An 11,629-nucleotide genomic window follows, 5' to 3' on the forward strand; every position below is an offset into this window, starting at 1 on the left:
CGGAGAATCATCATGTTCCGCCGTCTCGCTTTACTGGCAGTGGCCGCGCTCCTGACAGCCTGCGCCGCCAACCAGGTCAATCATGACTTCGACGCCAGCCGCGACTTCGCCGCGTATCGCAGCTGGAGCTGGAAAGACCCCGCCTTGCAATATCGCCCCGATGACCCACGGATCAAGAGCGATTTGACCGAACAGCGCATCCGCCAATCGGTGGCCGATCAGCTGGATCAGCGAGGCCTGCGCCCGGCCGCTGCGGGCAAGAACGGCGATGTGAACGTGCAAACCTACCTGATCGTCGAAGACCGCCAGCAACAAGTGACCACCAACTACGGCGGCGCTTGGGGTAACCCGTGGAATGGCTACTGGGGCGGGCCGATGTACAACGAAACCCGCAACATCAGCTACAAAGTGGCGATCATCCAGATCGACCTGCTCGACGGCAAGGACGGCAAACTGGTGTGGCGCGGCAGTGACGAACAAATCCTCAGCCGCTCGCCAAATCCGTCGGACCGCAGCACGGCGATACGCGAAACGGTCGGGCGGATCCTCGCCAACTACCCACCCAAATAAACACAGTTGACCCTTGTAGGAGTCCGCTTGCTGGCGATGGCGGTGCCAAATTCAACATAGATGTTGGGCGTTGAACCGCGATCGCCAGCAAGCCGGCTCCTACAGGGTTTCTTGTTGTCTGGGTTGGCGGATTTAAGCCAATCGAATGATCTGATCGTCCACGACAATCGGCAACTCGATACAGAACCGCGCGCCCTCGCCCGAGTTGCTCGCACGCAGTGTTCCATTCATTTTCTCGACGATGTCATGGCTCACTGACAACCCCAACCCGGTGCCCGCACCCACCGGTTTGGTGGTGAAAAATGGCTCGAAGATCCGTTCCAGCAACCGCGGATCGATACCGCCACCGTTGTCCTCGACCCACAGCCGCACCGAATGCTCGTCACGCTCGGCGTGCACCGAAATCCACGGTTTGAAATCGTGATCCGCTCCGCGCTTGCTCATCAATGCGTCCCGAGCGTTGACCATCAGGTTGATCAGCACCTGTTCCAGCTGATCGACATGACCGCGCACCTTAACCTCGAAACGGCTTTCGCCGACCCTGAGCTCGACGCCTGTGCCTCGCAAGCCTTCGGCCAGCAGCGACAGGGTGCCCTCGATGGCGTCAAACGGATTGAACGGATGCTGCTCGACCTCCGAGCGGCGGCCGAACACCCGCATGTGATCCACCACCCGCGCCGCACGCTGGACCTGGGTATCGATGCGGTTGAGTGTGTCGGTCAGGTAGTCGACCTGCATCTCACCGTTGTTCAAGCGCTTGAGCACACTGACGATCGCCATGCGCATCACGTTCAGCCGCTGGGTGATTTCATGGGCCAGGCCCGTGGCCATTTCGCCGAGGGTGGCCATTTTCGCGCTCTGGGCCAGTTGCTCCTCGGCGGCCAGTGTCGCGTCGGTCACGTCCAGCCACAGACCAAAGGCTTCGACCGGCAGGCCAAGGTCGTCGCGCACAAGCCTGGCCTCGTCAAGCAGCCAGTGGTAATCGCCGCGACTGTCGCGCAGCCGATAGCGCGCACGCACCGATCCTTCGCGGAGCAATTGCCGGGTACGCTCGAAATAGCGTTCGCGGTCCTCGGGGTGGACCCGTTCCGCCAGCGCTCCGACGGTGCAATCGGCGAGGGTCCAGCCCAGCAGCTGCAACAGGCTGTCGCTGAAGAAAGTTGGCAGAAGCGCGCCTTCGACATAGCGCTGCACGTAGATCACCGCCGGTGAATGAGCGATCAGGTTGTTCAGTCGCGCATGGGCTGCCGCAGCGTCCTGTTGCTGGTTTTTGATGTCGCTGATGTCGAGCATGAAGCCCACCAAGCGCCGGTCTTTGCCGACGCCCATGGCCTGGCCTTGCAGGCGATACCAGGTCGGCGTCTCGGGGTGATGCAGGCGTACGCAGAGCAATAAAGGCGTGCCCTCAGCCTGCAAGTCTTGCAGGCGACTGCTCAGCGCTTCGCGGTCGGCGGGGTGGATGTGCTCAAGCCAGTCGTGCAGGGACATGCGTGTGGCGGTCAGGTTCAGGGTGCTGGCCAGCGACCACGCCAACTGCACCTCGGCGCTGTCGCTGAACATCTCCCACCATCCGCTGCCGAGCAGGGTTTGCAACGACTCCAGTCGCTCCAGTTGCAGATGGTGCTGATGCTCGCGCAAGCGCTCCAGCAATGGCCCGGCGAGCGCGGCGGCGAGCTGCAGCCAATCACGCTCAGCGACGTCGGGTGCACGTTGCTGCGCCGGGTAAAAACCACAGAGCAACCACGCGACTACGCCTTGCGCATCGTGATAAGGCACTGCAAACCCTTCGGTACTGCCGAAGATGCTGTGCAGGCGCGGGTGCTCGCCATGGGTCAAATACTGAGGGGCGGAGCCGTTCAAACTGTCGAGCCCGGTGCCCAGGCGCTGACCGTTTTGCCACAGTCGGGGGGCGTCCAAGGCCGCGTAATGTTGGTGGATCTGCCAGCCGTCTTCCTGTTCATCCAGCAACGCCACGGCCAGACACGGAATCTGAAAACGCTGCGCCAGATGTTGCAGTTGCTCCACCAGTACTTCGGGGAGGCGTGACAGGCTGCACAGGCGCAACTGGTCGCCGATCCGGGTGGCGAGCAACTGGCATTGTTCGCGGCTGCGCGCTTGCCGACGCTCTTGCAACAAGTCGCCGATGTCCAGCAACTGCAACAGCCAGGCGTCGGCCATCGGCTGCACCCAGCCGCGCAGGTGCAGGGGTTGCCCGCTGAGGCTGTAAAAATCCAGGTCCAGACTTTGTCCTTGCCAGTCGGCCGGCGAGCCTGTGATGGCGAGGCTGCTGTGCGGCATCAGGAAGTCTTGTAGAAGCGGCGCCTGCGCGGCGGGATGCTGCTGGGCCAGGCCATGGCGCAGTGGGCCGGCCAGATGAATCACTCGGCCTTCGGCGTCCAGGTGCATCTGCAAACCGACGCCTGTCATGCTCAGGGCACTGGGGATTTCCGGTGGTGGCGGATGGCGGTTGAGCAGCCGCCCGAATAGCTTGTCACCGGAACTCAAGATTTCACGCTCGAACGGGCGGTGGCGTCGGTGGCGACATTGAAATTCAGTACGGCGGGAATCCTCGCCAGTTGCCGGCTCCGCTCCATGGTGGCTACGGCACTTTTTCGCTTGCGGGGGAGGTCTGTCTTCATGAGTGCGTCTACCCTGACTATCACTATGTAATGTCAGCATAGAATCATTCAGCCGAAACGGACGTTTTTTACCGGATGCAGAACGTTGTCCTACAAATCTGGCTGATACGGACCGGCACCACCTGACTCGATCTTCTGCCGAGTGATCAGGCAACCGGTCGCCAATGTCCGACCATGTGTTCCAGATCTCCGGCACCCACCAGCTGAAAATCTCCACTGGACCCCGCCGCACTGGCGAGCAACGTCACCTCTCCGGGCAACCGCACCGGCTTGCGAAACTGCACGGCGATCTCGACGTTGGCAGTCGGTAATTGATCGCTTAGTGCCGCGAGTGTCCGCGCTTTGTTCCACAGCCCATGGGCAATGGCGGTCGGGAAGCCGAACAGTCTGGCGCTCACCGTACTCAGGTGAATCGGGTTGTAGTCCCCGGATACCTTGGCGTACTGCCGGCCGATGTCCGCCGGCGCTTTCCAGCGGGTGACCTCGGTCAGCGGCAACGTCGAGGTCAGTACGTCCTCGACCGGTTCGCCTTCGAGCTTGACCCCGCGACAGAGCATCCGGCTTTCGGCTTCCCACAACGCCCCCAACTGATCGTCGAGCGTCGTCACCAGGTCGAATGTCGCTCCCTTGGCGTGCGGCTGCAGATTCTGCACCTGTACGCCGACCCGCACGCGGTTGATGCCGCCCATGGGCCTGAAGACGCGAATGCGATTGCTCAGATGGATCAGCCCCAGCAACGGAAACGGAAAATTCTTGGCCGTGAGCAATTGCATCTGCAGCGCAAAGGCCAGGATGTGTGGATAAGTCGGCGGCAACAAACTGTTGTCGGCAAACCCGCAGACAGTGCGGTAGGCCGCCAGGCGTTTTGGATCGACATCGACCCAGCAACGCAATCCCGAATCGGGCAGTGTGGTCCCGGTGATCTTGCGGCGCGTCGCGGCCTGCACATACAACCCTGGCAGGCTCGGTTCGCGGTTGAGTGTGTGCCAATCGGTGATCATCACTAAGCCCCCAAAACACTTTGTCCACAGACTCGCAGTGCTTGCCCGGTGAATGCGCCGGTGCCCGGTTGTGCCAGCCAGGCCACCGCTTCGGCGACGTCTTGCGGCAAGCCGCCCTGACCCAGCGAGCTCATGCGGCGCCCGGCTTCACGCAAACCGAAGGGGATGCGTGCGGTCATTTGCGTTTCGATGAATCCCGGCGCCACCGCGTTGATGCTGATGCCGCGCTCATTGAGCAGCGGCGCCCAGGCTTGGGCCAGACCGATCAAACCAGCCTTGCTTGCGGCGTAGTTGGTTTGCCCGCGATTGCCGGCGATGCCGCTGATGGACGCCAGCAAAATCACCCGGCCGTTATCCCGCAAGGTGCCGCTGTCGAGCAGTGCCTTGGTCAGCACTTGCGGGGCATTGAGATTGACTGCGAGCACCGCGTCCCAGAATTCAGGGGTCATGTTGGCCAGGGTTTTATCCCGCGTGATGCCAGCGTTGTGCACCACGATGTCGATCCCGTCAGGCAGCTGTTCGACCAACTGCGTGGCGGCGTCTTCCGCGCAAATGTCCAGAGTGATGCTGCGTCCGCCGAGGCGTGCGGCAAGGGCTTCAAGATCGGTTTTGGCGGGTGGCACATCGAGCAGAATCACCTCGGCACCGTCCCGGGCCAGGGTTTCGGCGATCGATGCACCGATGCCACGCGCCGCACCCGTGACCAGCGCCTTGCGGCCCGCCAGCGGGCGAGTCCAGTCTGTGACTGGCGTGTCGCAGGCGTCCAGGCGGATCACTTGCCCGGACACGAATGCACTTTTTGGCGAAAGGAAAAACCGCAGCGGACCTTCCAGTTGATCCTCGGCGCCCTCGCCGACCTGGATCAATTGCAAGGTGCCGCCGCTGCGCAGCTCCTTGGCCAGCGAGCGACTGAAACCTTCGATGGCACGTTGAGCGCTGGCGGCGAACGGGTCGCTCAAAGTCTGCGGCGCGCGCCCGAGAATCACCAGGTGTGCACAGTGATCAAGGTTTTTTATCAGCGGCTGGAAGAATTCGCGCAGTTGCTTGAGCTGATCGGTTTGCACCAGGTCGCTGGCGTCGAACACCACGGCTTTGAGTTTGGGGCCGTGGCCGGGGATCCATGCCGTGGCGATCGAAGGTTCGCTGCCGTAGCTGTAGATCGCATCGGTCAGGCGATTGGCGAAGGCGCTGACTTTTTCCGCCAGCGGCCCGCCGCCGATCAGCAGCGCGCCTTCGATCGGACGCAGCCGGCCCGCTTGCCAGCGCTCCAGCCGCACCGGCGACGGCAGACCCAGGGCCCCGACCAGACGATGGCCGATGGATGAATTGGCGAAGTCAATATAGCGGTCAGACATGGAACGCGCTCCAGCAGCTGGGGTTCAAAGTGTGGACCATGAATCGCAATCAGTCGTTCGATTCACGAGATAAGGCCTACGCTTGGACATTGCGGATTGGTTTTGTCCCGGATTTGCAGGAGCCGGCTTGCTGGCGATGGCGGTGGGTCTGTCGACATCAATGTAACTGACACACCGCCATCGCCAGCAAGCCGGCTCCTACAGGGTTTGGTGTTCGCATTTGGATATTTCATCAGGAGCTTTTCATGACTCAGCTGCGCCGTGTCGCGATTATCGGCGGTAACCGGATTCCCTTCGCCCGCTCCAACGGGCCGTACGCCACCGCGAGCAACCAGGCGATGCTCACCGCAGCGCTCGAAGGCCTGATCGAGCGTTTCAACCTGCACGGTTTGCGCATGGGAGAAGTGGCGGCGGGCGCAGTGCTCAAGCATTCCCGGGACTTCAACCTGACCCGTGAATGCGTGCTCGGCTCGCGGCTGTCGCCGACCACCCCGGCGTATGACATTCAGCAGGCTTGCGGCACCGGCCTGGAAGCGGCGTTGCTGGTGGCCAATAAAATCGCCCTGGGCCAGATCGAGTGCGGCATTGCCGGCGGCGTCGACACCACGTCCGATGCACCGATCGGCATCAACGAAGGCCTGCGCAAAATCCTCCTGCAAGCCAATCGCGCGAAGACCACCGCCGACAAACTGAAAACGTTTTTGCAACTGCGACCGGGGCACCTCATCCCGGAATTTCCCCGCAACGGCGAGCCGCGCACGGGCTTGTCGATGGGCGAGCACTGCGAGTTGATGGCGCAAACCTGGAACATTCCGCGCGCGGAGCAGGATCAACTCGCGCTGGAAAGTCATCAGAAAATGGCGGCGTCCTATACCGAAGGTTGGCATAACGACCTGATGACGTCGTTCCTCGGCCTGACCCGCGATAACAACTTGCGCCCGGACCTGACCCTGGAAAAACTCGCCTCGCTCAAACCCGCCTTCGAGAAAAGCGCCAAAGGCACACTGACCGCCGGCAACTCGACGCCGCTCACCGACGGTGCGTCGCTGGTGCTGTTGGGCAGTGAAGAATGGGCGAAGGAACGCGGCTTGCCGATCCTTGCGTATTTACGCGATGGCGAGGCAGCGGCGGTGGATTTCGTCAACGGTGCCGAAGGGCTGTTGATGGCGCCGGCGTATGCAGTGCCGCGTCTGCTGGCACGCAATGGCCTGACCTTGCAGGACTTCGATTACTACGAAATCCACGAAGCGTTCGCCGCGCAAGTGCTCTGCACCTTGAAGGCCTGGGAAGACCCTGAGTATTGCAAAACCCGCCTCGGCCTCGACGCGCCACTGGGCTCCATCGACCGCAGCCGGCTCAACGTCAAAGGCAGTTCACTGGCGGCGGGGCATCCGTTTGCGGCCACTGGCGGACGTATTGTGGCCAATCTGGCCAAGCTGCTCGATGCCGCCGGAAAGGGCCGGGGGTTGATTTCGATTTGTGCGGCGGGCGGTCAAGGCGTCACCGCAATAGTCGAGCGCTGATGATTTCACTGAATAAAACCGGGAACCTGTGGGCGCGGCGGTGCGACGATTCGACTTGCTCGCGAAGGCGGTGGGTCAGTCGATACATTAGTTGACTGACACTCCGCCTTCGCGAGCAAGCCCGCTCCCACAGGGAATCATCGATATTGAATACATAAGTGACATGGCCTAACGTCCGTCTTATTAGCCACCTCGCGACACAAGGCCAGTCAATGGCGACTAACGGACAACAATCCCTGGAAAGGACGATCCCGACCCTGACCGTGCTGCCGCGTCCACTGTATGCGCGGGCGGAAAGCCTGAACGCCGGTTCGTGGACGCCGTCTCACCGCCACGACTGGGTGCAGTTTTCCTACGCGATCAGCGGCGTTCTCGGCGTGCACACCGCCGAAGGCAGTTTCTTTGCGCCGCCGCAGTGGGGGATCTGGATTCCGGCGGGTTTCGAGCATCAGGTCGTGACCTCGATGCGCGCCGAGATGCGCAGTCTTTATGTGCGCCGTGAGGATTGCCCATGGGCGGACGACCGGTGCCGGGTGCTGGAGGTGACGCCGCTGGCCCGGGAGTTGATCAAGAGTTTTTGCCTGCTGCCCGTGGAGTATCCACAGGGCGACAGCCCGCAAGCACGGTTGGTGAGTGTGTTGCTCGACCAGTTGGCGAATCTGCCCGAAGTCGGTTTCTCGCTGCCGTTACCGCGCCATGAACGTTTGCTGGGCCTGTGCAATGAGCTGATCGAGAGTCCGGAGCGGAACGTGACCTTGCAGGAATGGGCGGAGCGACTGGGCACGTCGGAGAAAACCCTGATGCGCCTGTTCCAGCGTGAAACCGGGCTGAGTTTTCGCGGCTGGCGTCAGCGGATGCGACTGCTGTCGTCGTTGAGTTTGCTGGAGGAGGGGGACAGCGTGACGAATACCGCGTTGTCTTGTGGATACGACTCGACGTCAGCGTTTATTGCCGCGTTCAAGGGGTTGTTCGGGTTTACGCCCGGAGAATTGTTTCGGCAGTAACACCGCAGGTCAATTGTGGGAGCGGGCTTGCTCGCGAGGCGGTGTGTCAGGCAACGAAGATGTCGACTGACACACCGCTTCGCGAGCAAGCCCGCTCCCACATTTCAACCGGCAGTGTTCCCGATGTCAGGTTCTGAAACGACGAACCAACCCGTCCAGCTCATTTGACAATCCGGCCAGACTCTGGGAATCCAGCCGCGCCGAATTCGCCAGTTCCGCCACCTGGTGCTGTTGTTCCGCCGCCGTAGCGATCTGAGTGTTCATGTCGCGAATCACGTCCACCGATTCACGAATCTGCCCGAAGCTGCTGCGCGCCTCGCCGATGCGGGTCACCGACTGCTGGGACACCTCCAGGCTCGCGTGCATCTGCTGAGTCACCTGGCTGGTGCGCTTGGCGAGGTTACCCAGTAACCCGTCGATTTCCGCCGTGGAATCGGCCGTGCGTTTGGCCAAGGCCCGCACTTCGTCCGCCACCACCGCAAAACCGCGACCTTGTTCACCGGCCCGTGCAGCCTCGATGGCAGCGTTCAGCGCCAGCAGGTTGGTCTGTTCGGCGATTGAACGGATAGTCCCGAGAATCGACTGAATGTCATTGCTGTCGCGTTCCAGCTGTTGCATCGATTGCGCCGACTGTTCGATTTCCTGGCTCAGTCGATCAACGCTGGTGACCGCCGCATCAATCTGCTGCTGACCTTCACGCGCCTGGCGCTGGCCGCTGTCGGCCGATTCGGCGGCCTGACTGCAGGAGCGTGCGACTTCGTTGGCGGTGGCGACCATTTCGTGGAACGCGGTGGACACCATGTCCACGGCTTCACGCTGGCGCCCGGCCGCTTCAGCCATGTCGCTGGAGACCTGGGTCGAGCTCTTGGAGGTGGCGAGGATTTTGGTCGCTGCGCCGCCGATGCTTTGGATCAGGTTACGAATCGCCGCCAGGAACTGGTTGAACCAGTTGGCCAGTTGCGCGGTTTCGTCGCTGCCACGGATTTGCAGGTTTTTGGTCAGGTCGCCCTCACCCTGGGCGATGCCTTCCAGGCCATCGGCCACGCTACGGATCGGACGCACGATGACGCTGGCGAAACTGGCGCCGACGATGGCGAAGACCACTGCCAGCACGGCTGCGATGATTGCGATCAACCAGGTCAGTTGGGTCGCGGTGCTCATCACGTCGCTTTGCTTGATCAGGCCGATGAAAGTCCAGCCCAGTTGCTCGGACGGCCAGACGTTGGCCATGTAGCGCTCGCCATTGAGTTCGACTTCGACCAGGCCTTTACCGGCCTTGGCCAGTTGCGCATAACCCTCGCCGAGGCTGCCCAGGGCCTTGAAGTTGTGTTCCGGTTGTTTCGGATCGACCAGTACGGTGCCGGAGTTTTCCAGCAGCATCAGGTAACCGGTTTCGCCGAGCTTGATCTGCTTGACCAGTTCGGTGAGCTGTTTGAGCGACACGTCGATGCTGACCACGCCGCCGTTGGTGCCCAGCTTGTTGTCGATGGTGCGTACGGTGCTGACGTAGGACGTATCGTTTTCGGCCCAGTAATAGGCCTCGGTACGGAACGGCTTGCCCGGTTTGGCCTGGGCCGCCTTGTACCACGGACGTTGGCGCGGGTCGTAGTTGGCCAGCTTGGCATCGTCCGGCCACGACACGTAACCGCCAGCCGCAGTGCCGAGGATGGCGTAGGCGTAAGACGGATGGGCGTTACCCAGGTCCTGCAGGAAGCCGAAGACTTTTTTGTCCATCTCGCCCTGGGGAATGCTGGCGGCGTTGGCATTCATGTAGGTCTTGAGGCTGTCGTCGGAGTTCGTGATCAGCGGTTGCTTGGCCAGGTACTCGACGTTCTGGCTGATGCCGTCGAAGAACAGTTGCATGGCATTGCTGACCTGACGGATTTCGCGACCGCTGTTGTCGACGAATTCGTCCTTGGCATCACTGCGCAGGTTCAGCACAACAAGGGTGGCGACCAGCACTACGGGCAAGCAGGCGATGATTGCAAACGCCCACGTCAACTTCTGTTTGATGTTCATCCGCGCTCCAGATTTTCTTGTAGGCCCACGCAGTGCAGATGACTCGCGGTTTTTGGCAGCCGAAAACGTTAGGGTTCAACTCGGGTCCGTGAGTGCGCATCCGTTTTTTCTGTAGGAACGATTGTCGGACAAATACTTTTGTCACTGATAACTTCGGCTGACGTAGGCGAAAATTGAGGCCTATTGAGAAAATTCCTACGAAAGGGGGTAATGCCGAGGAGCCTGTAGGAGCGAGCTTGCTCGCGAAAGACTTAAGAGCACCGCGTTTATCCAGTAAATAAGCGTTATCGTTAACGACCATCGCGAGCAAGCTCGCTCCTACCGTTTTGCTGGGTAATCCGGCACATTGTGTGCATCTTGAGATCCACAGTAACGTTCATAGGTCGGCAACCCCTCCCCCGAACGAGTGGATTGCCGTATAACGAATGACTTTCGCGTGTTTGGTAATAAAGGACCCACAATAAAAGCTGATGAAGACTCCAAAACGCATTGAACCCCTGATCGAGGACGGTCTGGTCGACGAGGTGCTGCGCCCACTCATGAGTGGTAAAGAAGCAGCTGTTTATGTGGTGCGCTGCGGCAACCAGTTACGTTGCGCGAAGGTCTACAAGGAGGCGAATAAACGCAGTTTCCGTCAGGCGGCCGAGTACCAGGAAGGCCGCAAGGTGCGCAACAGCCGTCAGGCCCGTGCGATGGCCAAAGGCTCCAAGTTCGGCAAGAAAGAAACCGAAGACGCCTGGCAGAACGCCGAAGTGGCGGCGTTGTTCCGTCTGGCCGGTGCCGGTGTTCGAGTCCCTCAGCCTTACGACTTCCTTGAAGGCGTGCTGTTGATGGAGCTGGTGGCCGACGAGTACGGCGATGCCGCACCGCGTCTGAACGACGTGGTGCTGGAGCCGGACCAGGCACGCGAATATCACGCGTTCCTGATTTCGCAGATCGTGCTGATGTTGTGTACCGGCCTGGTGCACGGTGACCTGTCCGAGTTCAACGTACTGTTGACCCCGACCGGCCCGGTCATCATCGACTTGCCGCAAGCGGTGGACGCGGCGGGCAACAACCACGCGTTCAGCATGCTGGAGCGCGACGTGGGCAACATGGCGTCCTACTTCGGACGGTTTGCCCCGGAGCTGAAAAAGACCAGGTACGCCAAGGAAATGTGGGCGTTGTACGAAGCCGGCACCTTGCACCCGGCCAGTGTCTTGACCGGCGAGTTCGACGAACCGGAAGAGTTGGCCGACGTCGGCGGGATCATGCGCGAAATCGAGGCCGCACGCCTGGATGAAGAGCGCAAGCAAGCGGTCCGCGCGGCAGATGACGCGCCACCGAACAAGTCCGAAGAACCGCCTCCGCCCTGGATGCAGTGATCGGTTGACGAAAAACCCGGCCTCGGCCGGGTTTTTTGCAACACCACAACTCCCCCTGCAGGAGCCGGCTTGCTGCGGGCGGCGTTCCGACGATGAGGCCATCACATCCAACATCGATGTTGAACATTAGCCCGCCATCGCCAGTAAGCCGGCG

8 protein-coding genes and 1 pseudogene are annotated in these 11,629 nt (G+C 61.2%); 4 read left to right on the forward strand and 5 right to left on the reverse strand.

Features of this window, described 5'->3' with window-relative positions:
• Window positions 1-12 precede the first annotated feature (12 nt).
• Entirely contained in the window at window positions 13-570 is a 558-nt protein-coding gene (locus FBY04_RS02280) for a DUF4136 domain-containing protein (protein ID WP_084319158.1), read from the forward strand.
• 132 nt (window positions 571-702) lie between these two features.
• Here the strand turns inward: FBY04_RS02280 and FBY04_RS02285 are convergent, their stop codons facing one another.
• The 3 genes from FBY04_RS02285 to FBY04_RS02300 all read right to left on the reverse strand — a co-directional run bounded on the left by FBY04_RS02285 (window position 703) and on the right by FBY04_RS02300 (window position 5,565).
• Window positions 703-3,075 (reverse strand): ATP-binding protein, encoded by a 2,373-nt coding sequence (locus FBY04_RS02285; RefSeq protein WP_145314383.1) that lies wholly within the window; start codon window positions 3,073-3,075, stop codon window positions 703-705.
• A 280-nt stretch (window positions 3,076-3,355) separates the two neighbouring features.
• Window positions 3,356-4,210 (reverse strand): MaoC family dehydratase, encoded by an 855-nt coding sequence (locus tag FBY04_RS02295; RefSeq protein ID WP_145314384.1) that lies wholly within the window; start codon window positions 4,208-4,210, stop codon window positions 3,356-3,358.
• A 2-nt stretch (window positions 4,211-4,212) separates the two neighbouring features.
• The gene (locus FBY04_RS02300; protein ID WP_145314385.1) at window positions 4,213-5,565 is read right to left on the reverse strand and encodes a 3-oxoacyl-ACP reductase; all 1,353 of its coding nucleotides are present in this window, start codon (window positions 5,563-5,565) and stop codon (window positions 4,213-4,215) included.
• Window positions 5,566-5,810: 245 nt separating this feature from the next.
• Between FBY04_RS02300 and FBY04_RS02305 the strand changes: the two genes are divergently transcribed.
• Window positions 5,811-7,088, forward strand: coding sequence for an acetyl-CoA C-acetyltransferase (locus FBY04_RS02305; RefSeq protein ID WP_145314386.1), 1,278 nt, complete (start codon window positions 5,811-5,813; stop codon window positions 7,086-7,088).
• Window positions 7,089-7,300: 212 nt separating this feature from the next.
• A complete protein-coding gene (locus FBY04_RS02315; protein WP_084319148.1) occupies window positions 7,301-8,092 on the forward strand; it encodes a helix-turn-helix transcriptional regulator in 792 nt (263 codons plus the stop codon).
• Between the two features lie 126 nt (window positions 8,093-8,218).
• On the opposite strand, the gene FBY04_RS33110 is transcribed toward FBY04_RS02315, so the two are convergent.
• Both FBY04_RS33110 and FBY04_RS33115 read right to left on the reverse strand, forming a co-directional pair.
• Complete coding sequence (locus tag FBY04_RS33110; RefSeq protein ID WP_371927686.1) at window positions 8,219-8,932, reverse strand: methyl-accepting chemotaxis protein; 714 nt, start codon at window positions 8,930-8,932, stop codon at window positions 8,219-8,221.
• Window positions 8,933-9,022: 90 nt separating this feature from the next.
• A pseudogene (locus FBY04_RS33115) lies at window positions 9,023-10,111 on the reverse strand (cache domain-containing protein); the annotation flags it as partial.
• A 470-nt stretch (window positions 10,112-10,581) separates the two neighbouring features.
• Between FBY04_RS33115 and FBY04_RS02330 the strand changes: the two are divergent.
• On the forward strand, window positions 10,582-11,475 hold the full coding sequence (locus FBY04_RS02330) for a PA4780 family RIO1-like protein kinase (protein WP_084319144.1): 894 nt from the start codon (window positions 10,582-10,584) through the stop codon (window positions 11,473-11,475).
• Window positions 11,476-11,629: the final 154 nt, after the last annotated feature.

Origin of the sequence: Pseudomonas sp. SJZ080, assembly GCF_007828295.1 — a bacterium.
Lineage (GTDB): Bacteria > Pseudomonadota > Gammaproteobacteria > Pseudomonadales > Pseudomonadaceae > Aquipseudomonas > Aquipseudomonas migulae_A.

Coding starts and splice junctions, on each gene's coding strand:
- FBY04_RS02280 (WP_084319158.1), top strand. CDS start 13: ATGTTCCGCCGTCTCGCTTTACTGGCAGTGGCCGCGCTCCTGACAGCC.
- FBY04_RS02295 (WP_145314384.1), bottom strand. CDS start 4,210: ATGATCACCGATTGGCACACACTCAACCGCGAACCGAGCCTGCCAGGG.
- FBY04_RS02300 (WP_145314385.1), bottom strand. CDS start 5,565: ATGTCTGACCGCTATATTGACTTCGCCAATTCATCCATCGGCCATCGT.
- FBY04_RS02305 (WP_145314386.1), top strand. CDS start 5,811: ATGACTCAGCTGCGCCGTGTCGCGATTATCGGCGGTAACCGGATTCCC.
- FBY04_RS02315 (WP_084319148.1), top strand. CDS start 7,301: ATGGCGACTAACGGACAACAATCCCTGGAAAGGACGATCCCGACCCTG.
- FBY04_RS33110 (WP_371927686.1), bottom strand. CDS start 8,932: ATGGCTGAAGCGGCCGGGCGCCAGCGTGAAGCCGTGGACATGGTGTCC.
- FBY04_RS02330 (WP_084319144.1), top strand. CDS start 10,582: ATGAAGACTCCAAAACGCATTGAACCCCTGATCGAGGACGGTCTGGTC.